General features: G+C 38.5%; 23 protein-coding genes and 2 riboswitches. Of the genes, 9 read left to right on the top strand and 14 right to left on the bottom strand.

Annotated elements, in window-relative coordinates:
* Nucleotides 1-123: 123 nt before the first annotated feature.
* The 4 genes from H131_RS04555 to H131_RS04540 form a co-directional block, all read right to left on the bottom strand.
* A complete protein-coding gene (locus H131_RS04555) occupies nt 124-984 on the bottom strand; it encodes a nuclease-related domain-containing protein (RefSeq protein ID WP_010857891.1) in 861 nt (286 codons plus the stop codon).
* A 182-nt stretch (nt 985-1,166) separates the two neighbouring features.
* Nucleotides 1,167-1,961, bottom strand: a complete 795-nt coding sequence (locus tag H131_RS04550; RefSeq protein ID WP_010857890.1) for an ABC transporter ATP-binding protein — start codon at nt 1,959-1,961, stop codon at nt 1,167-1,169.
* Nucleotides 1,954-2,982: an ABC transporter permease gene (locus H131_RS04545; protein ID WP_010857889.1), complete on the bottom strand. Its 1,029-nt coding sequence runs from the start codon at nt 2,980-2,982 to the stop codon at nt 1,954-1,956. The genes H131_RS04550 and H131_RS04545 overlap by 8 nt, the downstream gene beginning before the upstream one ends.
* A 93-nt stretch (nt 2,983-3,075) precedes the next feature.
* Complete coding sequence (locus H131_RS04540; RefSeq protein WP_010857888.1) at nt 3,076-4,098, bottom strand: ABC transporter substrate-binding protein; 1,023 nt, start codon at nt 4,096-4,098, stop codon at nt 3,076-3,078.
* A 341-nt stretch (nt 4,099-4,439) separates the two neighbouring features.
* Nucleotides 4,440-4,484: riboswitch (PreQ1 riboswitch) on the top strand.
* Nucleotides 4,485-4,492: 8 nt separating this feature from the next.
* On the opposite strand from H131_RS04540, the gene H131_RS04535 reads away from it, so the two are divergent.
* A complete protein-coding gene (locus H131_RS04535) occupies nt 4,493-4,975 on the top strand; it encodes a QueT transporter family protein (protein ID WP_010857887.1) in 483 nt (160 codons plus the stop codon).
* Between the two features lie 470 nt (nt 4,976-5,445).
* Here the strand turns inward: H131_RS04535 and H131_RS04530 are convergent, their stop codons facing one another.
* Nucleotides 5,446-6,399, bottom strand: coding sequence for an L-threonine 3-dehydrogenase (locus H131_RS04530; protein WP_010857885.1), 954 nt, complete (start codon nt 6,397-6,399; stop codon nt 5,446-5,448).
* Nucleotides 6,400-6,738: 339 nt separating this feature from the next.
* Nucleotides 6,739-8,412, bottom strand: a complete 1,674-nt coding sequence (locus H131_RS04525) for a methyl-accepting chemotaxis protein (RefSeq protein ID WP_230491821.1) — start codon at nt 8,410-8,412, stop codon at nt 6,739-6,741.
* A 178-nt stretch (nt 8,413-8,590) separates the two neighbouring features.
* Here H131_RS04525 and H131_RS04520 point away from each other — a divergent pair, with 178 nt between their 5' ends.
* Nucleotides 8,591-9,754 (top strand): FtsW/RodA/SpoVE family cell cycle protein, encoded by a 1,164-nt coding sequence (locus H131_RS04520; protein WP_010857883.1) that lies wholly within the window; start codon nt 8,591-8,593, stop codon nt 9,752-9,754.
* 204 nt (nt 9,755-9,958) lie between these two features.
* Here H131_RS04520 and H131_RS04515 read toward each other — a convergent pair whose 3' ends face one another.
* Nucleotides 9,959-10,750: a carbon-nitrogen family hydrolase gene (locus tag H131_RS04515; protein WP_010857882.1), complete on the bottom strand. Its 792-nt coding sequence runs from the start codon at nt 10,748-10,750 to the stop codon at nt 9,959-9,961.
* Between the two features lie 93 nt (nt 10,751-10,843).
* Here H131_RS04515 and H131_RS04510 point away from each other — a divergent pair, with 93 nt between their 5' ends.
* Nucleotides 10,844-12,010 carry a pyridoxal phosphate-dependent aminotransferase gene (locus H131_RS04510; RefSeq protein WP_010857881.1) on the top strand — a complete coding sequence of 389 codons (1,167 nt, stop codon included), beginning with the start codon at nt 10,844-10,846 and terminating at the stop codon, nt 12,008-12,010.
* Nucleotides 12,011-12,058: 48 nt separating this feature from the next.
* Here H131_RS04510 and H131_RS04505 read toward each other — a convergent pair whose 3' ends face one another.
* A complete protein-coding gene (locus H131_RS04505; RefSeq protein WP_010857880.1) occupies nt 12,059-12,562 on the bottom strand; it encodes a PPC domain-containing DNA-binding protein in 504 nt (167 codons plus the stop codon).
* Nucleotides 12,563-12,766: 204 nt separating this feature from the next.
* A riboswitch (SAM riboswitch) is annotated at nt 12,767-12,870 on the top strand.
* 90 nt (nt 12,871-12,960) lie between these two features.
* On the opposite strand from H131_RS04505, the gene H131_RS04500 reads away from it, so the two are divergent.
* From H131_RS04500 to H131_RS04475, 6 genes are all read left to right on the top strand, one after another.
* The gene (locus H131_RS04500) at nt 12,961-13,791 is read left to right on the top strand and encodes a MetQ/NlpA family ABC transporter substrate-binding protein (RefSeq protein ID WP_010857879.1); all 831 of its coding nucleotides are present in this window, start codon (nt 12,961-12,963) and stop codon (nt 13,789-13,791) included.
* A 63-nt stretch (nt 13,792-13,854) separates the two neighbouring features.
* Nucleotides 13,855-14,880: a methionine ABC transporter ATP-binding protein gene (locus H131_RS04495; protein ID WP_010857878.1), complete on the top strand. Its 1,026-nt coding sequence runs from the start codon at nt 13,855-13,857 to the stop codon at nt 14,878-14,880.
* The gene (locus H131_RS04490) at nt 14,873-15,544 is read left to right on the top strand and encodes a methionine ABC transporter permease (RefSeq protein WP_010857877.1); all 672 of its coding nucleotides are present in this window, start codon (nt 14,873-14,875) and stop codon (nt 15,542-15,544) included. The genes H131_RS04495 and H131_RS04490 overlap by 8 nt, the downstream gene beginning before the upstream one ends.
* A 13-nt stretch (nt 15,545-15,557) precedes the next feature.
* A complete protein-coding gene (locus H131_RS04485) occupies nt 15,558-16,337 on the top strand; it encodes an enoyl-CoA hydratase/isomerase family protein (RefSeq protein ID WP_010857876.1) in 780 nt (259 codons plus the stop codon).
* Between the two features lie 14 nt (nt 16,338-16,351).
* Nucleotides 16,352-17,512 (top strand): alpha-hydroxy acid oxidase, encoded by a 1,161-nt coding sequence (locus H131_RS04480; RefSeq protein WP_010857875.1) that lies wholly within the window; start codon nt 16,352-16,354, stop codon nt 17,510-17,512.
* Nucleotides 17,509-18,702, top strand: a complete 1,194-nt coding sequence (locus tag H131_RS04475; RefSeq protein ID WP_010857874.1) for a CaiB/BaiF CoA transferase family protein — start codon at nt 17,509-17,511, stop codon at nt 18,700-18,702. Before H131_RS04480 ends, H131_RS04475 begins: the two co-directional genes overlap by 4 nt.
* A gap of 143 nt (nt 18,703-18,845) precedes the next feature.
* Here the strand turns inward: H131_RS04475 and H131_RS04470 are convergent, their stop codons facing one another.
* The 6 genes from H131_RS04470 to H131_RS04445 form a co-directional block, all read right to left on the bottom strand.
* Entirely contained in the window at nt 18,846-20,045 is a 1,200-nt protein-coding gene (locus tag H131_RS04470; RefSeq protein ID WP_196228862.1) for a glycine C-acetyltransferase, read from the bottom strand.
* Nucleotides 20,046-20,385: 340 nt separating this feature from the next.
* The gene (locus H131_RS04465) at nt 20,386-21,390 is read right to left on the bottom strand and encodes a nucleotide kinase (protein ID WP_230491820.1); all 1,005 of its coding nucleotides are present in this window, start codon (nt 21,388-21,390) and stop codon (nt 20,386-20,388) included.
* Nucleotides 21,391-21,562: 172 nt separating this feature from the next.
* Nucleotides 21,563-22,198: a YczE/YyaS/YitT family protein gene (locus H131_RS04460; RefSeq protein ID WP_010857871.1), complete on the bottom strand. Its 636-nt coding sequence runs from the start codon at nt 22,196-22,198 to the stop codon at nt 21,563-21,565.
* Nucleotides 22,199-22,474: 276 nt separating this feature from the next.
* Nucleotides 22,475-22,969, bottom strand: coding sequence for a Cys-tRNA(Pro) deacylase (gene ybaK / locus H131_RS04455; protein ID WP_010857870.1), 495 nt, complete (start codon nt 22,967-22,969; stop codon nt 22,475-22,477).
* Between the two features lie 24 nt (nt 22,970-22,993).
* Nucleotides 22,994-23,794 carry a putative metalloprotease CJM1_0395 family protein gene (locus H131_RS04450; protein ID WP_010857869.1) on the bottom strand — a complete coding sequence of 267 codons (801 nt, stop codon included), beginning with the start codon at nt 23,792-23,794 and terminating at the stop codon, nt 22,994-22,996.
* A 351-nt stretch (nt 23,795-24,145) separates the two neighbouring features.
* Entirely contained in the window at nt 24,146-24,718 is a 573-nt protein-coding gene (locus H131_RS04445; protein WP_036131061.1) for a VanZ family protein, read from the bottom strand.
* Between the last annotated feature and the right edge of the window lie 119 nt (nt 24,719-24,837).

Below are 24,837 nucleotides of genomic sequence, written 5' to 3'. Positions count from 1 at the left end.
TGATAGCTCTTTGTCGCCTTATCAATAATCTAACACGCTCTCTGGAATAATATATCGTCTATTTTTATTTGCACCCATAACCTCAAACTTTAAGTGTTTTAGTAAATAATAAGCCACCTTTTCTTAAGGGATTCCAAAAAAATCTCTAAATTCACCATTAGAAACTGTATTCCCTACAATTAACAGATAATCATGCAAAGCCGTTAGTATGGAATCTCTATCGTTCCATCGACAAGCCTCGCAGTGCCATTTACCAAAGTGATAGTGCATTACATGCTGAAAGTTGCATTGTGAACATAATACACCTTTTCTTAAGTCATCCATTTCAACATCTGGTACCCATTGCGTTGGCCGGTGCATTGCCAGAACATAGTGTGAACATTGATGAAAACTCTTTTCATCCATACAAATTTGTTGATATCGTTGAAATAATTGCTCTATTTTTTCAGCTAATCCGCTAACGTGAATAATCGGCTTTGACAACAAATTCGATGTCATAATCATATTAGGATTTGCCGACACAATCATATAAACAATTGGGATATTTACATTGATGTCATGAAAAAGTTGCCGCAAAAATCTAGCATGTCGCTTCACTTGGTCAAATGGATTTTTAAAACCATCTACTCTTCCATTAGCAGTTATTCTAATAAATTGATGATTATCTTCCATATATTCGACTTGGCCAACGATATTCTTAATCTCAATAATACATATAAAATATTGACATATAAATAATGTATCCATTTGATGTGAAAAACCTCTGTCATTTATAAGCTCTACATCGTGTAATATAAAATGCTTATGCTTGATATGCATATCAAGCCATTGCTGATCGACTCTTTGCTCACCAACAAACCCTGCTTGTGCTCTATTCAATTGTTCATGAAAATAGATGTATTTGGCATGAGATTTAGATAATCTTCGTTCAATCATCTCTAACATTAATTGCTTAGAAGACTTTGCTCGCTGCTTCAATAACATTCGCTCACCTCCTTCCTTTCTTTTATTATAAGTGAATTATCAGATAATTTTACATAGTTTATCGAAACAAACGTCGCTTTTATCGATAACTTTTGCTTTTTTATCACCCAACTTTTTGAGTTTATCGCCCAACTTCTCAAAATATCGACAAAAACGCCCATACCGAGGTATGGGCGTTGAAATTATCCTAGCAGTGCGCGGTCAGAGTTCATCTTCTCTCCACGTATGCGTTCGAATTCTGCCATTAAATCTGGAATTGTAAGTTCATGCTTGCGGTCCTCACCAACTTCTAAAATAATTTGACCTTTATCCATCATAATGAGGCGATTTCCTAAGTCTAACGCTTGTTGCATGTTGTGCGTTACCATTAACGTCGTTAAGTTATCTTTTTCAACTAGATGTTTTGTAATGCGTGTAATTAGCTCCGCACGTGACGGATCAAGGGCAGCTGTATGTTCATCTAGCAACAAGATTGATGGCTTCGTGAATGTTGCCATTAAAAGAGACAGCGCTTGACGTTCACCACCAGAAAGCAAGCCAACCTTCGCTGATAAGCGATTTTCTAGATTTAAGCCAAGCATGCCTAATGATTCCTTAAAAAATTCACGCCGTTTTTTATCAACGCCAACACGTATGCCCCGGCTTTTATTGCGAGAGTAAGCTAGTGCCAAATTTTCTTCAATAGTCATTGTCGGCGCAGTGCCCGCCATCGGGTCTTGGAATACACGACCAATATAGTGTGAACGTTTATATTCTGGTAACCCTGTTACATTAGTACTGTCAATTCGTACTGTACCGAAGTCGGGTGTTAATGCACCAGAAATCATATTCATCATTGTTGATTTTCCAGCGCCATTACTACCAATGATTGTGACGAAATCACCTGGCTTTAAATGCAGATTGATATCAGCAAGTGCGATTTTTTCATCTGGTGTGCCTTCATTAAAAACTTTGTTAATACCATCCAATTTAAGCAAGACCTTTCCCCCCTTGCTCAGCCGTTTTTACTTGTGCACGTTCTACAGCACGCTTTGCTTTACGTTTTCGCTCTTTGTTTTTATCCACAAACTGCGGCACGATCAGCGCTAAAATAACAATAATTGCTGTAATTAATTTCATATCCCCAGAATCAAGGAAATCTACACGTAATGCTAACGCTAAAATAATACGGTAAATAATAGCACCCGCAATAACAGCCAAAGTCGTACGCATAATTGTTTTTGTTCCAAAAATCGCTTCTCCGATAATAACAGAGGCAAGACCGATAACAATCATCCCTATCCCCATACTGACATCAGAGAACTTTGAATACTGAGCGATTAAAGCTCCAGAAAATGCGACAAGTGCATTGGAAAGACCTAGCCCAAGAATAATAAGTGTATCTGTATTCGCAGAGAAACTACGAATCATACGTTTATTATCACCAGTTGCTCGGATAGCCAGCCCTACTTCTGTTTTTAAGAACCAGTCTGCAATAATTTTAATTAAAATCGTGATGAAAAATACTACAATCAGCGTACTCCATGTTGACGGTACTTGCTGAATGCCCATGCCTTTTAATACGTTATTTAATGCAGCATCGATACCTAAATTACTCCAAAATACTTGGAACTTTGAAAACAATGTTTCTGAGTTCAGTAGTGGAATATTCGGACGACCTATCGTATTTTCTGCAGTTAACCCCATGATACGTAGGTTAATAGAATATAAAGCTATCATCATTAAAATCCCTGCTAAAAGTGGGTTAATCTTTCCTTTTGTGTGAAGAATTCCTGTCATACATCCAGCAATAAATCCAGCAACAATTGCCACTAAAGTCGCTAAGATTGGGTGGTAGCCTAGCAGAATCATCGTCGCTGCTGTAGCCGCCCCTGTTACAAAGCTTCCATCAACCGTTAAATCCGGAAAATCTAACACACGGAATGTTAAATACACACCAAGTGCCATAATTGCATAGATGATTCCTTGCTCTACTGAGCCAAATATTGCTGTAAACATAATCGAATCATCTCCTAAAATTATCGTAAAAAATGAAGATAAAGCGGGGACAAGCCTCCCCCGCTTCACCTAATTATGATGCCACTTTGAGCATTATTTTTCTAAAAGCTCAGCACCCCAAGAATCTTTAATCTCAATACCTAAAGCATCAGCAACTTTTTTGTTTACTAATAATTTTAAGTTTTGTGGATATTGAGCTGGTGTTTCAGCAGGTGTTGCTTCACCTTTTAAAATTTTCACTGCCATTTGGCCAGCTTCATAGCCAATATCAAAGTACTCAAAGCCGTATGCAGCTAAACCGCCACGTGCTACCGAGTCAAGTTCACCCACAATAAGTGGTAATTTGTTTGCTGCTGCTACATCAATCACTGACTCAAGGGCAGATACGACCGTATTATCAGTAATAATATAGAATGCATCTACTTTCCCAATTAGTGATTCCGCCGCTTGTTTGACATCAGCTGAAGTGGCTGCTGAAGCATCTTTTACTGTTAAGCCCTGCTCGCCCATTATCTTTTTCACTTCAGTTACCTGTGCTACTGAGTTTTGCTCACCAGCGTTGTAGACCATACCAACGTTTTTAGCACCTAAATCTTTTAATAAGGCCACCGTTTTGGTAATTGTATCAGGGTGCAAATCGATCGTTCCTGTTACGTTTTTACCTGGTGCTTCCATTGACGCAATTAATTGTGCGCCAACTGCGTCTGTTACGGAAGTAAAGATGACTGGAATATCGCTAGTTGCAGTAGCTGCTGCCTGTGCAGATGGTGTAGAGTTGGCAAAGATTAAGTCGACATTTGCACTTACTAGGTTATTTGCGATTGTTGTGTTTAAGCTGTTATCGCCTTGAGCAATCTGCGAATCATATTCTACCTTTAAGCCCGAATCTTCAATGGCTTTTTTGAAGCCTTCAGTCGCTGCATTTAACGATGGATGCTCAACGATTTGAGTAATCCCGATTTTATATGTTTTTTCATCTGCAGAGCCGCTTTCACTTGCATTGTTCTTCTCGTCACCCTTTGATTCAGTTGAACTTGAACCACCGCCACCACATGCAGCAAGCATTAATACTAACCCAAATAATAGGAACGAAAGCTTTTTCATATTGCGCTTCACAAATAATCCCCCCGACTATTATCTCTATTATCTATCACACTTCACTCAAGCAAAGTGTGAACGTATCGCTATATTATCGTTATTATTGATGTTCGTCAACAACATTATGAATGTTCTGACTTTTATATTTAACGAAATATTTTACTTCTTCATTTAATTTGCCGCTTTAAACCGCTAAAATACGCCATTTTAATGAAAGTAATAATTTTAGCATCCATTCAAATTATTTTATGACAATTTTGCGAAGTAAAATTTTGGACTTTACTTTTTATAAATGACTTTTATTATTTTGACATTTGACTTCCTTGTTAGTTTTATACTAAAATATTTATTTGTGTAAAAGCACCGTGGTTCGTAACCATCCCACGAAAAAAAACTAAGGAGAAATGAATAGATGAAAGTAAAATTTTTAGCAGCAAGTGGTATTATTGCAGCATTGTATATTGCTGTCACTTTGCTTGTTGCACCATTCGGGTTTACAGAAGTGCAATTCCGAGTATCGGAAATGTTTAATCATTTAGTTGCCTTTAATCCACGTTTTGCCGTAGGAATTATTATTGGCGTATTTATCTCAAATATATTTTCACCTCTTGGCATTTACGATTTAGTTTTCGGCGTTGGACATTCGATGATTACGCTAGGTCTGTTCATACTTATATGTAAATTTGTAAAAAATATTTGGGCACGCTTATTCGTCAACACATTGTTATTTACATGCACAATGTTCATAATCGCCTTTGAATTGAACTTAGCCTTAGAATTGCCATTTTTCTGGACATGGCTAACAGTTGCTGTAGGTGAATTTGTTGTACTAGCAGTCGGTGCACCAATCATGTATATACTGAACAAACGTTTAAACTTCAAAGATTGGATATAACTTAATCCAGTAATCTATATAAAGAGACGAGTCTTCTTCAAGATTCGTCTTTTTTTATTGTAGGAATTTATGAAATTAAGTGACACAATTTTTCTTTTCTTGACAGCTAATTGGACATGGCAAAGACAAAAAAGGTAGAAAATAGTTGCTCGTAGCGTACTACCGTCGTTAATAGGGGCTATTTGTACTTGCGCTATATATTCCCTACACTTTCTTTTTCATGGAGATAAATTGTATTTTTTATAAAAAAAGACTCATCCCCAAAACTTGTGGTTGATTTCCGTTCCGACTGAACGCTTTCCTGGGGGCGTCCGATGAGCCGCTGATCCCTAAGGAGACGTCCAGCCGCCACTCCAATCAACTTATCTACTGGGCATAAGTTATAACAAATGTCACCCTCGACTTTTGGTGACGAACAAAAAAAAGACTCTATTGCATCCACATGCAATAGAGTCGTCTTCAATCTTTTATTAGGAAATCGCCTTTTTTTGAAGCTTAATTTTTAATTTCTCCAGCATATCTGCTGTCATTCTTGCTAAATCATACTCCGTCTTAAAACCCCATTCATTTTGGGCAGCTTCAATATTTATAGAGTTTGGCCAACTGTCAGCAATTGCTTGACGCACTGGATCAACCATATAATCCATACGGAAATGTGGCAGATGCTTTTTAATTTCAGCTGCAATTTGAGATGGCTCAAAGCTCATAGCAGTTATATTAAAGGCATTGCGATGAATTAATTTCTTACTATCTGCCTCCATTAAATCTACAATAGCCTGTAATGCATCTGGCATATACATCATATCCATGTACGTGCCCTCTTGAATGTAAGATGTGTACTTACCTTGCGCAATGGCTTCATAGAAAATCTCTACCGCATAGTCTGTTGTACCACCACCTGGAGGGGTCACATAAGAAATCAGCCCTGGGAAGCGCACACCTCTTGTGTCTACCCCAAAACGATCAAAATAATAGTCACATAATAATTCACCAGCTACTTTGTTTACCCCATACATAGTAGTTGGTCGCTGTAATGTATCCTGTGGTGTATTATCCTTTGGCGTTGAAGGACCAAATGCACCAATTGAACTAGGAGTAAAAAATTGTAAGTTTAATTCACGCGATACTTCTAAGGCATTCATTAAACCACCCATGTTTAAATTCCATGCGAACAAAGGATTTTTTTCGGCAGTTGCGGATAATAATGCTGCTAAATGCATCATCGTATCTGCTCCAAAATCTTTAGCTAAATCGTGCATTCTTTGTCCATCCGTCACGTCCAGTACTTCGAACGGACCCTTTGTATGTTCAAGCTTCCGAATATCAGTAGCTAGCACGTTGTCCTCTCCATAAATACCACGAAGTTTTTCAACTAGTTCAGAACCGATTTGACCAAGGGCTCCTGTAACCATAATCTTTTCCATTTCTCCAAACCTCCACCTGTGAACAATTGTACTCTTGTAAAGCACAATATTATACATATAAACATTGATTTAATAACATTTTAACTGATTTTTATTATAAAGTGTTCATAATAAAAACACAATACAAATGTTCATAACTTTTAAAACTTTAACGAAAAAACCCTTATTATTAGTATATGAATTCAAATAAAAAACGTTCAGCAACAAGTTGATAAATACAATTGTTCACTCCAAAAACACAAAAACGTTATTATTGCATAAAAAAGGAAACTTTCTTTATGTTCTATAACGTAAAGAAAGTTCCCTTATATTCTCGATCCATTTATTACCTAACTTTTATTATATTAAAAAACGCTTTACGGCAATTTGTAATACCTTAGATACTTTTCGTAATTCTTTTATATAGTTATGAAATTGTTGCTGTGCTGCTAATTGATCTGTCGTTAGTTTCGCAACATGTTTGGTAGAGGTGGCATTTGTGTCTGAAAGTGAGGTTAACATGACCGCATCCTCATTAACCTTTTTCGTATGATTCGCTATTGCTTGAACCGTAGCTGATACCTCCACTATATAAGGTTTTATAGTATGTACTTTTTCTAAAATATGATCAAAGCTGGTTGCTGTTTGTCCTGTTACATTCACACCTTTTTCAGTCGCTGTTAATACACCCTCCATCATTTGTACAGCATAGTTAGAATCTACGTGAATATTTTGTACAATGGACGTAATCGTTTGCGTTGAATGCACTGTTTGTTCTGCGAGTTTGCGTACCTCGTTAGCAACGATTGCAAAGCCCTTGCCATGCTCTCCCGCTCTAGCAGCTTCAATGGAGGCATTCAGTGCTAGCAGGTTCGTTTGTGCCGTGATTTTCTCTATCACTTCCACCATATGATCAATGGTTGCCGCCCGCTCAACAAGGGTAAAAATGGCTGTATTCGATTTTTCCACTGCATGTTTAATAGCCTGTATTTGTGCTAAATTCGCTTGGACTATTTCCGTTCCGCTTTCTGCATCTCGCGCGGTCTCATGGGCAAAACTCTCCACAAGTTGTACTTTCTCTAAAATGACCTGCACACCATTTAGCACCTCTTCCAGCGAGGCTGTATTGGAGGCTAATTTTAAAGTTGAGGCACTTGTAGCATCAGAAATCGTTTGCACATCCTTTGCAATTTTGAGCGTAGTTGTTGAAGATTGTTCCGACGATACCTGCAACATCTCTGTCATTCCTTCAACCTCTTGTGCACTCTGTGTTACCGTATGAAGTAATTGCTTCACCTCAGTAGCCATCTGATTGTAGGACAACACAACTTCCCCGAGCTCATCATGTGCCACATAGCTTGCATTCGCCGTGAAATCCCCCTGCTCAGCACGTTTTAATAATGACTTTAACTGACGCGTTGGCACATTAACCGCCTTTGTAGCTATAAAACTGATGAAAATTACTAAAAGCACTACGAATAGGCATACGCCGCCTAGTAACCAATAACCAAATTTCATATCTTTTTGGTAGGCTTGCTGCTGTTCCTCTGCTCTCTGCACTAAATAACTTTGTGTTTCTTCTAATAGTGTATGGCTTTCTTGGCTAACTGACAAAAATGTCTGCTCATAAAATTGTTCCCGTTCATCGCTATCCAACTGCTGATAGTTTTCGATCATTTCCACTTGCTGTGCTAGTAATGCTTTATACTTTTTCACTTGGTGATTCATCTTTTTATCGATATCTATATTCTCCAATTGACCTATAGGCTGTTCAATTTTTTTAAAGATTGCAGCCAACTCTTGATTAGTACCATTAGAACTAACTAAAAAATCTAATTGTCTCTGTGCCTCCTCTAAGCCGTTCAACCATCCAATAGGTACAAGCCCCTGCGAATAACTTTCACTCGCATGCCATGACATTTTTCGCAAGTAATCTACACTAAATACTCCTAGAAGCACATTTGATAGTACACAAACAATCATTAGAACCAGTAGTTTATCCTTTACCTTAATGTAACGAAAAAATTGCATCATCTTTGGCTCCTTCTCCAACTCTTACCAATAATCATAGTATGAAGATATAAAGCCAGTGTTATATTTTTGTAAAAATTACTCGAAGAATTTTGCTATCTCCTTCACAAGCAACCTTCCACACATTTCCAGCGTTTTGTATGTATATACACATTTTTACACAGAAGGGGGTGTTTGCACGATGCAACTTAAGAAATTGGATGGGAGTTTAGTTGTTAGTCTATTGTTGCTCGGTGTAATTAGTTGTCTCTTTGTACATTCTGGAAGTGTAGTATTCGAACAATACACAAGTTCTTTCATTATAAAACAAAGTATCTTTTACCTTATCGGTTTTTCAATGATGATTGGTGTTGCTACACTTGATGTTGAACAATTAAAGAAAATCGGTTGGCCATTTTACGGATTAATGGTTTTGTTGACAGTTGGGTTAATTGTGGCACCAGAGAGTATTGCACGTACAGTGAATGAAGCTAAGTCTTGGTATCAGATTCCACTTTTAGGTTCTCTGCAGCCATCAGAATTTTTGAAATTTGCTTTTTTAATAGTTGTCGGTAAGGTCATTGTGGCTCATCAGGAAAAGTATGTACGTCCTTCTTATTTAACAGATTTAGGTCTACTACTTAAAATTGCACTTATTGTTATTCCACCGACACTTGTTGTTTATAAGCAACCAGATACAGGCATGGTTATGTTATATATGGCGATGATTTTACCGATGATTTTCTTTTCTGGCATACAAACAAAATTACTGGTAGCCTTTACGACTATCCCATTGGTCATTGTCAGTACCGTAGTTATTCTTTATGTAAAATTTAATGATTTTTTTACAGAAAAACTACTAGGAAAATTATCTGGACATCAAGTATCTCGTATTTATGGTTGGCTGCAACCTTATGAATATCCCGACTCCTCTTTTCAAGTACGACAAGGATTTTTGGCAATTGGATCAGGTGAAACTACTGGGAAGGGGTACTTAAACAACAATGTCTACGTTCCAGAAAAGCATACGGATTTCATTTTTTCTGCTATTGCTGAGGAATTAGGCTTTGCAGGTGGTGCCTTTGTAATTGCATTGTTATTTTTTGTAATTTATCGTATTGTACTTATCACCGTCCAAGCCAGAGATCCATTTATGACATTAATGGGGGCTGGTATTTCCAGTTTATTAGCATTCCAAATTACACAAAATATTGGTATGACACTCGGACTTTTGCCAGTAACAGGTGTAACACTGCCATTTTTAAGTTATGGAGGTAGCTCTCTTCTATCAAACTTCATGTTAATGGGTATTGTAATGGTTATACATAAATCCTATAACGGTTACATGTTTACATATAAGCAATAGGAGGAAGAAAATGAATAGTACTTTAAAAAAGCGCATTTTATTATTACTACTATTAACTGGAGTAGTTTTGCTTATACTGATACTTCGTCTAGCCTTTCTTATGCTGTAATTACCTGTACATTTCCCCTATTCAAAAGAAAAAGCTGCCCTTAAACCGTTTTTTGGCTTTAAGAGGCAGCTTTCTATGGTGAACCTTCTTTAATTTCATTTCATGACAACGCCACTATATAATCCAGGTCTACGGTCATCATAAACAGGAATTCTACCTCGTACTTCATCGACGATTGAGAAGTCAACATCTATAACAGCCACTTCTTCGTCCTCTGCACCAACCCACAGTACCTCTCCCCACGGCTGAATAATCATGGATTGTCCGTTGAAGTTTTCCACCTTTTTCGCTATACGATTGACCGCAATGACGAAGCATTGATTTTCGATGGCACGTGCTTGTAATAGCGTTTTCCAGTGATCAATGCGTGGCGTTGGCCATTGTGCTGGTACAAATAAGACCTTCGCGCCATCTAATGCATGAGCACGTAACCATTCCGGAAAGCGGATATCATAACAAATTACACCTGCCGCCTCAATATCACCAAGTGCGAAGCGATTCATTTCGTCTCCTGCTTCTAAATATAAATGCTCGTCCATTAAGCGGAATAAATGAGCCTTGTTATATTCTCCGACCTGCACCCCATTGTTATCGAACGTAAACATTGTATTGTAAAACTTATCGCCCTTCTTCGTTGATACTGAACCTCCAACAATATGTACACCTAGCTCTTTCGCTAAATTTTGTAAAAATAATTTTGTACGCTCGCCATCGACGTCCGCAAGCTCTGGTAATTTTTCAAGCGCATAACCTGTATTCCACATCTCTGGTAATACAATCATCTCTGCACCAAGGCTTGCGACCTCACGAATCTTTTCCTCTGCTCGTGCAAAATTTTCTTCTACTTTGCCAAAACCTACGTTTAATTGAATACAACCGATTTTCATTTTTCATTCCCCCTCTAGACAATATGTAAAAAAAGTAATACTATTTGCAACATATCTATAATAATTATTATATTCTGAAAAAGGTGAAAGTACATGGAATTCTCTAAAAAACTACAGCAACTGCCAGCTCAATTTTTCGCGGCACTTGTGCACAAAGTCAACTCGGCCCTTGCAGAAGGACGAGATGTTATTAATCTTGGACAAGGCAATCCCGATCAGCCTACACCTCCACATATTATCGAAGCCTTACAACAAGCAGCTGAAAACCCGCAACATCATAAATACTCTCCATTTCGTGGTATAGCAGAATTGCGTCAAGCTGCAGCTGATTTTTACAAACGTGAATACAATGTCGACATTGATGCTCAAACAGAGGTGGCCATTCTCGGAGGTACAAAAATCGGCCTTGTTGAACTACCACTGGCTGTTTTAAATCCTAGCGACTATATGCTGTTACCTGATCCAGGTTATCCTGATTACTTATCAGGCGTTGTACTAGGTGATGTTAATTTTGATGTCATGCCGCTTTTTGCGGAAAACGACTTCTTGCCTGATTATAATGCTTTGTCAGACGAAGTAAAAGCCCGTGCCAAGTTACTTTACTTAAACTATCCGAATAATCCCACTGGTGGTACAGCGACACTTGAGTTTTTTGAAGAAACAGTTCGTTTTGCAAAAGAGCACAATATTATCGTATCACATGATTTTGCTTATGGCGCAATTGGCTTTGATGGCAATAAGCCTATCAGCTTCCTGCAAGCTGAGGGCGCAAAAGATGTCGGCATTGAAATGTATACGTTATCTAAGACGTTTAATATGGCCGGCTGGCGTATTGGTTTTGCCGTTGGAAACCCCAAAATTATTGAAGCGATTAATGTTATTCAGGATCATCTATTTTGTAGCCAATTCCCTGCCGTTCAACAGGCAGCCGCTATAGCACTTACTTCCTCACAGGATTGTACGATAGAGCTGAGAGCAACCTATGAACGGCGTCGAAACGTTCTCGTTGACGAAGCCCAACGAATTGGCTGGCAGGTAACAGCACCAAAAGGTTCATTCTTTGCATGGCTTCCTGTTCCATTCGGTTATACAAGTGAGCAATTTGCCGATTTGTTACTCGATAAAGCAGATATTGCGGTCGCTGCAGGAAATGGCTTTGGTGACTATGGTGAAGGCTTTGTCCGTGTTGGCTTACTTGTTAGTGAGGAACGCTTACGTGAAGCCATTATGAGAATTGAGAAATTAAAGTTATTTCATTAGACGACGAACTGTCCAATCAACGTGTTTATACTGATTGGACAGTTTTTCTTATTTATTTATTTGTCGAGGACTCTTTAATCCTTCTTCTAGCGGATAAAATTGAACATGTCCTGTCTCTTCATCCAAACGTCTAAAATGCTGTACGCCCTGCACCTCTGCTAAAACAACATCTGCGGTAATAACTGGACTGCCACCTTTAATCAAATGGCCGCCAGACACACACCCCCATTGATCACTCATCGATCCATGAAAATGCGTTTCATAGATGCCGTCACGCTTACAGACAACGCCAGAACCTTGTATAAATTCAAGCGGCCCTTCCTTTTCAATTATTTCACTAAAGCGTACGTTAATTTTAGCTGTTTCATCTGGTACTAAATAAACAAAGCTACTTTTTAGAAAACTACCGATACAGCTAACAATTGTTGCTGATTCAATTCCATTCTCTTCACATACAGCCTCAATTCCCTCAACAATATCTGTCCCCATTAAAATGCGTGCACTAATAACTCTACCAAATGACCCTACTCCATAATTAACCCTTACAGACATAAAAAAACCTCTTTCCCTGAATAATTATATTCACATATCACTGAGGAGACTTCACGCCCAGCACCATCGTCTTCACAGCAATTTCTATCCTCCAAAAACCTCATTGATTATAATTTAATTTTATAAAATATTAAAAATATTCATTGACTTAATATAACCTATAAATTATATTAGTTCTATCGGATTTACAAAAATACTATAAATCTCTTATCAAGAGTAGCTGAGGGACTGGCCCTATGAAGCTCGGCAACCCCCCTTTTAGGGAAGGTGCTAAATCCTGCAAACGATATCCGTTTGAAAGATAAGAGAGGACATCTTTTCATGAGCCTCTCTTAAGTTTGTAAGAGAGTTTTTTTTATTTTCAAAAACCGATAAAACAATTTTGGAGGTAATTTTTCATGAAAAAGAAAAGCAAATTTTTAGTAGGTTTAGCAAGTCTCACATTAGCAGTGGCATTAGTCGGCTGCGGTAGTAAGGAAGACAGCAAAGGTAATGGCGAGGCTATTAATGAAAATAAAATCGTAGTTGGCGTAACATCTGGCCCACACGAACAAATTGCTGAGGTTGCTGCGAAAGTAGCAAAAGAAAATGGCTTAGAGGTTGAACTAAAATCTTTCTCTGATTACGTTTTACCGAATACTGCATTATCACAAGGTGATTTAGATGCCAACAGCTATCAACATGAACCGTTTCTAGATACTTTTAACAAAGACCATGATACAGATTTAGTGCCTGTTGGAAAAACAATTTTAAATCCAATGGGTGTATACTCTGAAAAATATAAATCATTAGATGAAATTCCTGACGGTGCAACATTTGGTTTGCCAAATGATCCGACAAACGGTGCCCGTGCCTTATTTGTTCTGCAAGAAGCAGGCTATATTAAATTAAAAGAAGGCACTGGCCTGACAGCATCCATTCACGATGTGGAAGAAAACAAAAAGAACTTCAAATTCATTGAATTAGAAGCTGCACAAATTCCAAAGCAATTAAGTGAAGTAGATGTAGCGGCTATTAATACGAACTTCGCACTTGAAGCTGGCATTAATCCTAAAGCAGATTCCATTCTTTTAGAATCTACTGACTCTCCATATGTAAACTACATTGTTGTGCGTGCTGAAAACAAAGAAGACCCAACGATTAAAAAATTCATAGATGCTTATCAATCTGACGAAGTACGTAAATTTATTGAGGAAGAATTCGATGGTTCTGTAATTCCAAGCTGGTAATACAACACGACAAAAGTTACCGTCTAAACGGTAACTTTTTCCTTTAGGAAGGAGAAGTAACATATGATTCAACTACAAAATATATCAAAAGAATTCAAAACAAAAACAGGTACTGTCAAAGCAGTCGATGGCATTAATCTTCATGTGAAAAAAGGTGAAATTCATGGGGTTATTGGCTACAGTGGTGCCGGAAAAAGTACACTTATTCGATGCGTGAATTTGTTAGAACGTCCAACAGCAGGCAAAGTCTTCATTAATAACGTAGATATTACAACCCTGTCATTAAATGATCTTCGCCAAACACGCCAAAAGATCGGCATGATTTTCCAACATTTTAATCTCTTAAAAACGGCAACGGTCTATAACAACATTGCCGTACCGTTAAAGCTACTTGGCTATAACGATACGGCAGTGAAAAATCGTGTGGCCAAGTACGCTGAAATTGTTGGTCTGACAGAGAAATTAGATAGCTATCCAAGTCAATTATCAGGTGGTCAAAAACAACGTGTTGCGATTGCTCGTGCACTTGCACAAGAGCCAGAAATTTTACTAAGTGATGAAGCAACAAGTGCACTCGATCCCGAAACAACGGAAGCCATTTTAGAGCTATTGCTAAAAATTAATCGTGAGCTTGGCATTACGATTTTGCTAATTACGCATGAAATGAATGTTATACAAAAAATTTGCGATGATGTATCGGTTCTTGAAGCTGGTAAAGTCGTAGAATTTGGGAACGCTATTGAGCTATTTGCTAGACCCCAACATCCAACGACTCGAAAATTTTTAAATACTATTTCACAACGGAATTTATCCCCTACGTTAATCGAACAGTTAAATGTTTCAGGTAGTGTCATTCGTTTAACTTTTCTAGGCGAAAGTACAGGGAAACCTTTACTAGCCGAAGTAAGCAAAATTTACGATGTACAGCCTAACATTTTAACAGCCAATATTATTGAATTAAAAAATGGCATTGTCGGTAATATTGTCGTTCATTTACATGGTGAAGTACATATCGTACAAAAAGCACTTACGTTTTTTACAGAAAACGGCGTAGCCATTGAGGATTTGGGAGGCGAACTACATGGATAGCATTCAAAACTTTTTTACAAATTGGTCTGACATTATTGGAAAATCTATGATTGAAACCTTCCAAATGGTTGGTATTTCCCTATTCTTCTCGATCTTAATCGGTATTCCTTTAGGGCTTTTAATTGTTTTAACTCGCCCTGGACAATCCTTTGAAAATAAATTTTTGTATCAACTTGTCAATTTACTCATTAATATCGTTCGCTCTGTACCATTTATCATTTTACTGTTCTTCATCTTACCATTTACGAAGATAATCGTTGGGACAACGATTGGCGTAAAGGGTGTCATTGTTCCACTTGTCATTTATACAGCCCCTTATATTGCTCGTTTAATGGAAACAGCGCTATTAGAGGTGGATGCTGGGGTCGTGGAAGCTTATACGGCAATGGGTATTAAACGTCGTCATATAATTTGGCATGTATTACTACGTGAAGCTCGTCCATCCATTATTTTAGGACTAACTATCGCCACTGTTGGCCTTATCGGAGCAACTGCAATGGCGGGAATGGTTGGAGCTGGTGGTCTAGGTGACTTAGCATATCGTTATGGTCACTTACGCTATGAAGTTGATGTGATGTATGCAACTGTCTTTATTTTAATAATTCTTGTCCAAAGTATCCAATCTCTTGGTAACCGCTTTGCTGCAAAACTAAAAAAAGACTAATAGGAGGATTCGCATGACAACTGAAATATATGTAGAGAGAGCTGGCTATATTGCTACATTAGTGTTAAATCGTCCTGATAAACGTAATTCCTTGTCGAAAGCGATGTTCCAAGCCATTGTAGATAACCTAGAAATTTTACGTAAGGATTCTTCTGTAAAAGTATTAATCGTGCGCGGAGTAAATGACATTGCCTTTTGCTCTGGCGCTGATATTAGTGAATTTTTAGATATTCGTTATGCAGCTGAAAATGCGAAAGCCTACAACGATTTAGCTTTGAAAGCCATTGATGCACTTTATAAATTCCCCCAGCCTACAATTGCGATGATCCAAGGCTTAGCAATTGGTGGCGGCTTAGAACTAGCCAATGCTTGTGACTTCAGATTAGCGACGCCAAAAAGTAAGCTTGGTATTACAGCTGCGAATATTGGTATTGTCTATAACCTTGAAAGTACCAAACGACTGATTAATATTGTTGGTGTTGCCAAAGCAAAAGAGATTTTATATACAGCGAATATCTTTACAGCTGATGAAGGTAAAAACATTGGCTTAATAACGGCATTACATGAACCAGCACAAATTGAAGATGCAACATTACAGTTTGCCCATCATTTATTAAGTAAATCATCTGTTGCCAATGCGGGTAGTAAAAAAATTATCCAAGCAATTGTAGATGGCGAGACCGAAGAAAGCGAAGAACTAGCGCAAATAATTCTTGATTCGTTTAGCTCTGATGATTATAACGAAGGCATTCAAGCATTTATAAATAAAAGAAAGCCCATTTTCAATAAATAAGCGAGGTAGTAAAGATGACAAACACAACAAATGGCGATTTACTATTAAAAAATATTAATGCACAAGCCCCCTTCCCTATTTCCTTTGCTGATTTAGAGAAGGCTGTTGCTGATAAAATAGATGCTGGTCCTTATGGCTATGTGCGCTCTGGTGCAGGTGGCGAACAGACATTACGTAATAACCGCGCTGCCTTCGAAAAATATTCTATTATCCCACGCTTTTTAAATAATGTTTCAACCATCGATACGACGATTGAATTATTTGGCAAAATACATCCAACACCGTTGTTATTTGCACCCGTTGGCATGAATAAAATGGCACATGAGGATGGTGAGCTAGCCGTTGTGCGCGCAGCCAATCGTTTAAAAATTCCCTATATTCAAAGTACGGTTTCCAGTTACGCACTTGAAGATGTTGCGCAAGCAGCTCCGAATGCGACGAAATGGTTCCAATTATATTGGTCTACTAATGAAGAAATTGCTTACAGTATGGCTGCTCGCGCAGAGGCTGCTGGCTTTGAAGCCATTGTCTTGACTGTGGATACAGTGATGCTCGGTTGGCGTGAAGAAGATGTACGTAATCAATTCTCGCCTTTAAAGCTTGGCTACGCACGCGGCAATTATGTCAATGATCCTGTTTTTATGGCCTCTTTACCAGATGATTCTTTTGAATCGTATGTGCAAGGTGTGTTACAAAATGTTTTCCATCCTACATTGAATTGGGAACATGTGCGTGAATTAAAGCGCCGTACAAAATTACCCATTTTGCTAAAAGGTATTTTACATCCTGAAGATGCCAAATTGGCAGTAGACAATGGCATAGATGGCATTATCGTTTCCAACCATGGCGGTCGCCAATTAGACGGTGTCATTGGTTCGCTTGATGCACTTCCTGCAATTATTGAGGTGGTGAAAGGACAAGTCCCTGTAATTTTAGATAGTGGTGTTTATCGCGGTATGGATGCGCTCAAAGCACTGGCTTTAGGTGCTGATGCAGTAGCGATTGGACGTCCTTTCGTTTATGGCCTAGCACTTGACGGACAACAAGGCGTCGAAAAAGTTATGACGAATTTATATGATGAATTAAAAGTTTCAATTGCATTAGCGGGCGCTACATCTGTGAAGGATTTACGCAATGTCACTTTAGTGAAAAATAACGGGGTTGATGGCATATGAAACAAGCATTAGCAGGCTTAAAAGTTGTTGATTTATCACAAGTCCTTGCAGGTCCCTATTGCACAATGGTGTTAGCGGATATGGGCGCTGAAGTCATTAAGATTGAAAAATATCCACATGGTGATGACACACGGTCAATGGGTCCCTTCATTAATGAAGAAAGTCATATGTATATGATGGTCAACCGTAATAAAAAAGGGGTTTGTATTAATTTAAAAACGCCTGAAGGATTAGAATTATTCAAAGAACTCATTCAGTCTGTAGATGTTCTTGTAGAAAATTATCGTCCCGGTGTGACAAAAAAACTAGGTATTGATTATGATACATTAAAAGCCATTAATCCTGGGCTCATCTACTGCTCCATTTCTGGCTATGGACAAACAGGGCCTTATAGTCAAAAAGGTGGCTATGACATTATGGCACAGGGACTTAGCGGTTTAATGCACATGACAGGTGAACCTGATGGCAGACCTGTCAAAGTTGGTTTTGCCGTGAATGATATTGCCGCCGCACAAACAGCTCTACAATCTATATTAATGGCCTATATTTATAAGCTTCGAACAGGTGAAGGACAATATGTGGATGTATCACTTGTAGAATCGGGTCTTGCTTGGACAGTCTGGGAAGCTGCTGCTTATTTCGGTGAAGGGCAATTGCCTGAACGTACAGGTACCGCACACCGTGTATCTGCACCCTATCAAGGCTTTAAAACAAAGGATGACTATATTTTAATCGGTGCTGGCAATCAAAAGCTATGGGAAATTTTCGCAAACAACGTAGTAAATCGACCAGATTGGTTAGACAATCCGCAATTTGCCACGAATTACTTACGTGCGCAAAATGTTAAAACATTAGAAGCTGAAATTGAAAGCGAACTCTTCAAACATAGCGCAACACATTGGTTAGAGCTTTTAGATGAACATGGCGTACCTTCTAGCCCTATTTATTCATATCATCAAACTTTGTATGACCCACATCTTTTACAACGTGGTATGGTACTGTCTTATGATCACCCAATCGCAGGTCCAATGCGTACACTCGGCTTTCCTGCAAAATTCTCTAAAACACCAGGTCAGTTGACAAGTGCCGCACCTACATTAGGTCAACATAATGAGGAGATATTACAGACATTAAATATGACAGATGAGCGCATTCAACAGCTAAAATCAGCGAACGCTATCCATTCCTAATGTCGATTTTGAAGTGCTATCCGTCGTGTCGCGGTTCTATCCGTCACTTCGACCAGGTTATCCGTCACTTTCACGATTTTATCCGCCACTTCAAAAAATTATATGAAAACGGGGCTACCTCATAGCTGAGGAGCCCCACTTTTTTATTGAATAACCCCTAATTCACGACCTACTTTTTCGTAAATCGCTAGTGCATCATCTAACATTTCTTTTGTATGGGCCGCTGTTGGCATATTACGAACACGCCCAGTGCCCTTTGGAACTGTTGGGAACACGATTGATTTCGCATAAACGCCTTCTTCAAATAGACGACGCGAAAATTCCTGAGTAAGCTTTTCCTCACCAATTATACATGGCGTAATCGGTGTTTCAGAATCCCCGATATTAAAGCCTAACTTCGCAAGACCCGCTTTTAAGTAATGGCCATTTTCCCATAGCTTATCATGTAGTTCTGTAGAGTCAATCAGCATTTGAACTGCTGCTGTAATTGCAGCTACATCACCTGGTGGTAACGCTGTTGAGAATAGGAATGGACGAGAACGTACTTTCAGCCAGTCAATTAGGTTTTTCTTACCTGCTACATAGCCACCAACGACACCGATTGCTTTTGAAAGCGTGCCGATTTGGAAATCAATTTCTTTTTCTAAGCCGAAATGCTTCACTGTCCCTTTGCCTTTACCAGTTACGCCTGATCCATGAGCATCATCTACATACGTAATCAAATCAAACTCTTTAGCAATTTCAACGATTTCTGGTAGTTTGGCAATATCACCGTCCATCGAGAATACGCCATCTGTAATGACCATCACTTTATTGTATAAACCTGACTCTGTGGCTGCTTTCGCCTTTGCGCGTAAATCCTCCATATCAGAGTGATTGTAAGCAATGATTTTGGCACGTGATAAACGACAACCATCAATAATAGATGCATGGTTTAATTGATCAGAAAGAATGGCATCGTTTTTATCCATAACACCTGAAATGGCCGCCATATTGCAATTGAAACCAGATTGATATGAAATAGCCGCTTCTGTTCCTTTGAATTCAGCTAGCTTTTCCTCTAGTTTCACATGAAGGTCGAGTGTACCATTAATCGTACGTACAGCCCCAGCACCTACACCATATTTATCCGTTGCTGCTTTTGCAATGCGCTTTAATTCTTCATTCGTCGCTAAGCCTAGATAGTTATTTGAGGATAAATTAATAAGATTCTGACCACGCACCTGAATAACTGGTCCGTTTGCACCTTCTACTGCATCGATTTCATTATATAAGCCTTGATCACGTAAGGCTTGTAGGTTTTCATCTAAAAATGCGTTTAATACTTTAGACAAGTGTATCATCCTTTCTAAGATCAATTACGTCTCGACGTAAATATGTCCGAATTTGTGGTATTGTAACCGTAGTTAGGCCTGCACCAAAGCTGACACGGAGTCGGTAATGTCATAGAACATGACGTTTTTACCGATGCAGGTCAGTTAGCCGTTCGACGAAGTAAGGCTAACAGCTTACAGTAACCTTCCAAAATCCGTGATATCCGCCGGAGGTTTGATATACATTCAGTTGGCTTTGACATCCTGTAAAAAAGGCTTATTTATCTCCTTACCTACAGAAATGAGGGCTGTTGAATGAAAATCATCTATTCTAGCTCCTAGTGTAGCATAAGCGCACAATTATAATAAATCACTTTGTTAATCTTTCAAATAAAGGTGCCGTTTTTTCACGCCACATGGCAGTCGATAAACAGCGATCCATTAACTGGCGTATCGTGTTTTCCGCCTCTTCGTAACGTGTTGCATAACCCATCGCATCCTGTAATGCAGCTTTGTACTTCACACGAATTTCTTCAATTTTCATTTCCGCTTCCTCTGAAAGGGCGCAATGCTTAGCCATATCAAAAATCTCATCACCTAGTCTTCCGTCCTGTGGCTCATATACATGTGGCTCTGTACTATCAAAAATACAGAAATTTAATTCTGGAATTATCACCATATCGACTGATCCTGCATCCAAACCACACCACACAATTTGTGCATCTAGCCCTCTTGCGTTTGCTTCGTCTGCTAATCCTTTCATTAGCGAAGATTTCCCTGTGCCAGGCTTGCCTTTAATCATCAACCTTCTAGCCAAATTTTTCGTGATGCTTTCTACTGTATTTTGTGCACCTTGAGGCGTTAATGTACCTAGTAATCGGTGTGTACGTATACCGGTTTTATTGAGAGTTATTGACTGAAAAACAGCTGCTTTTAAATTTTCAACTTGATCATTTAAAGCTTGCCAGTCCATATAGCTTTGTGTCACAACCTCCCAATCGTCATGGAGTTTTTTAGCGATTTCAAGCATTGTAATACACTTTTCACGCCATAACTCCCGGTCCCTCATTGCATTAGCAAGTTTTTCACCAACCCCCTCAAGCTGCTCTTCTTCTAAACAATCGTAAAAGGATAGCACGCGATGCTTCGTGCCGAGTAAAGTTGGCTCAATCCCCCACTCCGATGACCATACATATAGACGATTACAACCTCTAACATAAACAGCCTCTACGGTATCTTCTAATAATGCATGTTTAAACCACTCCACTTCAAACCCCTGCTTCACATAAAAGTAACCAAGTTCTTTCATCAATTCTGATCCTTTAAAAGTCGGCGCACCTTGTAGAACATAAACTAGCTCTGCTTCTTCCATCATTTCTTTATATACATGTTTTCTCCCTTGCCCTGTCAATGCGTGTCCAAAATAGTAGGTTACATTTCCGTTCAGTGTCGTTCCCCCTTTGCCTTATGCACTGCATTATATGAAATATCTCTTTAAAAAATGAAAAAACTACTTTTATCTTCATCGCGATAAAAGTAGCTAATTTTCAATAAAACGGCTTCATGCCGTCCATACTGCCGATGCATTTCATTAAAACCTTTCGGCAATACGGCAATGAATATTGCACAATATAGCCGGACGTTAAGGCAATTAATACTGTACCAACACCGACAGGACCACCAAGTAGCCACCCAAGAATCGTAACAAGTACCTCAATCCCCATACGCGCTGTTTTAATAGTCCCGCCAAATTTTTCAACGAGAATCATCATTAAAGTGTCCCTCGGTCCAGCCCCCATATTTGGCGCGATATACATCCCACAGCCAAAACTTAAAACAAACAATCCCATCACAAAATAAGTTATCTGCAATCCATAGATATCCGTTGACGGCAGTAGCCAATTAAACACATCAATAAAAGAACCAATAAGTAGCATATTTAGCCACGTGCCAATTTTTGGCCATTCTCGTAACACCAACGAAGTCGAAGCAACAATCAGTAACCCCGTTAAAATAGACCATGTCCCAATTGTCAAACCGAAGTTTTGAAACAAGCCGACATGCAAAACATCCCATGGGCTCGTTCCGATAATTTTCCCCTTTATAGACATCGTAATACCAAGCGCCATAATCATCATGCCACCGATAAAGAACGTCCAGCGCCATCCAGTAACTTTTCGCATTTCGTAATCCTACTCTCTATGTATGATATTGCTCTAACTGTATCATATTTTCCAGATTATAAAAGAATACTGTTTGGAACTCCAAAGTATTTGAAATTGTTGCAGTTTCCTGAGTAAAGATTGATTGCACTCCGTGTTTGATTGAGAACTAGGCGAGGAGGCTGACTCTTCCAGAGCAGCTACTTCAGTCATCCGAGCGATAGGTTCCGTTTACTTGGGATCATGAGCAAAGAATGCAACCTAGCGTTTCTTTTCATAAAAAAACTATCCACATTATTATTCGTGGATAGTTGTGATTGGAGCAATCTGTGCCTGTGTCACGGCAATCAAATCATCAAGTTGCACATGTATTTGCATGCCTATTTTACCTGCACTGACAATAATATTTCCTTGCTCACGTGCACATGCATCAATGACTGTCGGGTAAAGTTTTTTCATGCCTACTGGCGAGCACCCACCGCGTACATAGCCTGTGTAGCCAAGTAACTCTTTCACAGCAAGCATTTCGATTTTTTTCTCACCAACAACTTTTGCAGCTGCTTTTAAATCCAATTCTTCCGCAACTGGTATAACAAAAACAAAGAGCTTTTGTGCACTTGCCTTTGCCACTAATGTTTTAAAAACATGTGAAACTGGGTGACCAATTTTTTCAGCTACTGACACCCCGTCCACAAGACCGTCTCCCGTTTCATACTCCATAACATCAAAAGGTATTTTTCGCTGTTCTAATAATCTTACAGCATTTGTTTTAGTATGCTTTGCCTTTGCCACATTTAAAATCCCCCATCTACAGCATTAGGCAGTCATTGAAAACATTGAATCATTCCCAGGTTGATAGCCATTTTTCGCCATTTGAATATGAGTAGCATACTTAGCCGCCGCATTTTTAAATGAGCGTGCCTTGAATGCCTCCTCATAACTCTTACCGAAAATTGTATCTGCAAATGGGTCCAATTTCAATTCATTCGAGAAACGTTCTGGTACCTTTACTTCAATAATCTCTTGTACAAAAACAGGTTCTTCCTCAATCAGCTCATGATTATCACCTTTAAAATCATTTACTTTCGTTTGCATTTGCTGTATTTGAGCGTCTGCAAACGCTGCCAGGCGCAAATCTTGGGATGATGGATTAACCGGTGCTAGTGCAGCACTTCTAACTTTCTCTAAAATCTGTAGCGTTTCATCTGGAGCAATGCCAGCATCGTCAGTTATAGCCACTTCCTCATCTGAACTATTAAGCTTCCCCGCTAGTTCGGTCGATTGTGTGTAAGAAAACGTTTCGGTCTTATCACCGCCCACAGCTTTATATACCTGTTCATGCGCACGTACATTTTTTTCTGTTTGCTGTAAGTCACTAATTAGCGCTCGCTGTTGTGGCGTTACTTCCTTCGCCTCTTCTTTATGTTGCTCATATAAATCTTGGTCTTTACGTCCTAATAAGAGACTTTCAAGCTCCAGCAATATAGGATTTTTCTTTGGTTGGAAATACTGTGCATTTTTTCGATAAGCATCCCCGGCCTCTTTTCGCTGTAATATCTTTTTACGAGTATGGTTATTTGCAATACTTTCTTGTCTAATTAAATTCGATAATTTCATATGGTTCACCTCAACTTTTTATCTTAATATGCAAGTTAAATAGTAGATATGACTAAACATTCTATTACTATACATATACCAGCTGAACAGTTTCCGTACACTAATTATCGGAATTTTCTTAACTAAAATCAAGAGTAAGATACTACTAACATCCTAAAGAAATAAATCAATTTTAAAAAAATAAACCTAAAGACTTATGTTTAACTAAATTATTTTCTAATTTCCTACCTCATCTATTACTTTATTGTTTATTATCATTGATATTTATCATGCTAAACACTTGTAAAATAGTGTTTACTTCCCTCTAAAAAAACAGTCCATTGATAAACGGACTGTCTTAACAATTTAAAGTTAGTTTTTGTTCCTAGGTATAATTAGAAGGCATTTATAGGCAAAGTAGCCAACCCATGCGCCGACTGTATTTAATATTAAATCGTCAATATCGGCAGAGCCAACTGTAAAAATAAACTGCACAGTCTCTACCGCAAGACTGGAGAAAAAGCCTAAAATAATTATTAGCCATGCTTTTCGAAATTTCTTCGACAGTAATGGCAATAAAAAGCCCATCGGTGTAAATATCAATAAATTTCCAAGTAAGTTGATTATTATCAAATCTAAATTAAAGTACTGTGAGTAGTTTATATAACGCAAAATTGTTTCAAAAGGCACAAAATTTGTCGTTACTCGCCAACTACTATAATCAAATAAGCCTAATTCGCCTAAAGAATAGTCGCCATGAAAAAAAACGACAACAACATTCACTAAACGATCAATCACTAATTTATAAAACGCAATAAAGGAGTAGACACTAAAAATCACCCAGCCTATAATCTTTACTTGCATATAGTATGTATCAATCCAAGCTCGATAAGGTAATGGTAGTTTGGCATCACCTTGAACATTCGATATATTATTTTTTGTCATGCCTTCACCACCCACTTTCTCTTATCCATACCATATTTTAATATGTTCGCTCGGCCCATGCAAGGGGGTAAATATAGCAAAAAATGCACCCCAGCGTATATCTGGAGTGCTTTCCTATA

It is taken from the genome of Lysinibacillus sphaericus OT4b.31 (genome assembly GCF_000392615.1).
Taxonomy (GTDB): domain Bacteria; phylum Bacillota; class Bacilli; order Bacillales_A; family Planococcaceae; genus Lysinibacillus; species Lysinibacillus sphaericus_B.
Note: the sequence above shows the minus strand (reverse complement) of the source record. Positions and strands in the feature narration are given on the sequence as shown.

Excerpts from the sequence above, each read along its gene's own strand:
- H131_RS04555 (WP_010857891.1), bottom strand. The coding sequence starts at position 984 with ATGTTATTGAAGCAGCGAGCAAAGTCTTCTAAGCAATTAATGTTAGAG.
- H131_RS04545 (WP_010857889.1), bottom strand. The coding sequence starts at position 2,982 with ATGTTTACAGCAATATTTGGCTCAGTAGAGCAAGGAATCATCTATGCA.
- H131_RS04535 (WP_010857887.1), top strand. The coding sequence starts at position 4,493 with ATGAAAGTAAAATTTTTAGCAGCAAGTGGTATTATTGCAGCATTGTAT.
- H131_RS04530 (WP_010857885.1), bottom strand. The coding sequence starts at position 6,399 with ATGGAAAAGATTATGGTTACAGGAGCCCTTGGTCAAATCGGTTCTGAA.
- H131_RS04525 (WP_230491821.1), bottom strand. The coding sequence starts at position 8,412 with ATGATGCAATTTTTTCGTTACATTAAGGTAAAGGATAAACTACTGGTT.
- H131_RS04520 (WP_010857883.1), top strand. The coding sequence starts at position 8,591 with ATGCAACTTAAGAAATTGGATGGGAGTTTAGTTGTTAGTCTATTGTTG.
- H131_RS04515 (WP_010857882.1), bottom strand. The coding sequence starts at position 10,750 with ATGAAAATCGGTTGTATTCAATTAAACGTAGGTTTTGGCAAAGTAGAA.
- H131_RS04510 (WP_010857881.1), top strand. The coding sequence starts at position 10,844 with ATGGAATTCTCTAAAAAACTACAGCAACTGCCAGCTCAATTTTTCGCG.
- H131_RS04505 (WP_010857880.1), bottom strand. The coding sequence starts at position 12,562 with ATGTCTGTAAGGGTTAATTATGGAGTAGGGTCATTTGGTAGAGTTATT.
- H131_RS04500 (WP_010857879.1), top strand. The coding sequence starts at position 12,961 with ATGAAAAAGAAAAGCAAATTTTTAGTAGGTTTAGCAAGTCTCACATTA.
- H131_RS04495 (WP_010857878.1), top strand. The coding sequence starts at position 13,855 with ATGATTCAACTACAAAATATATCAAAAGAATTCAAAACAAAAACAGGT.
- H131_RS04490 (WP_010857877.1), top strand. The coding sequence starts at position 14,873 with ATGGATAGCATTCAAAACTTTTTTACAAATTGGTCTGACATTATTGGA.
- H131_RS04485 (WP_010857876.1), top strand. The coding sequence starts at position 15,558 with ATGACAACTGAAATATATGTAGAGAGAGCTGGCTATATTGCTACATTA.
- H131_RS04480 (WP_010857875.1), top strand. The coding sequence starts at position 16,352 with ATGACAAACACAACAAATGGCGATTTACTATTAAAAAATATTAATGCA.
- H131_RS04475 (WP_010857874.1), top strand. The coding sequence starts at position 17,509 with ATGAAACAAGCATTAGCAGGCTTAAAAGTTGTTGATTTATCACAAGTC.
- H131_RS04470 (WP_196228862.1), bottom strand. The coding sequence starts at position 20,045 with ATGATACACTTGTCTAAAGTATTAAACGCATTTTTAGATGAAAACCTA.
- H131_RS04465 (WP_230491820.1), bottom strand. The coding sequence starts at position 21,390 with ATGATGGAAGAAGCAGAGCTAGTTTATGTTCTACAAGGTGCGCCGACT.
- H131_RS04460 (WP_010857871.1), bottom strand. The coding sequence starts at position 22,198 with ATGCGAAAAGTTACTGGATGGCGCTGGACGTTCTTTATCGGTGGCATG.
- H131_RS04450 (WP_010857869.1), bottom strand. The coding sequence starts at position 23,794 with ATGAAATTATCGAATTTAATTAGACAAGAAAGTATTGCAAATAACCAT.
- H131_RS04445 (WP_036131061.1), bottom strand. The coding sequence starts at position 24,718 with ATGACAAAAAATAATATATCGAATGTTCAAGGTGATGCCAAACTACCA.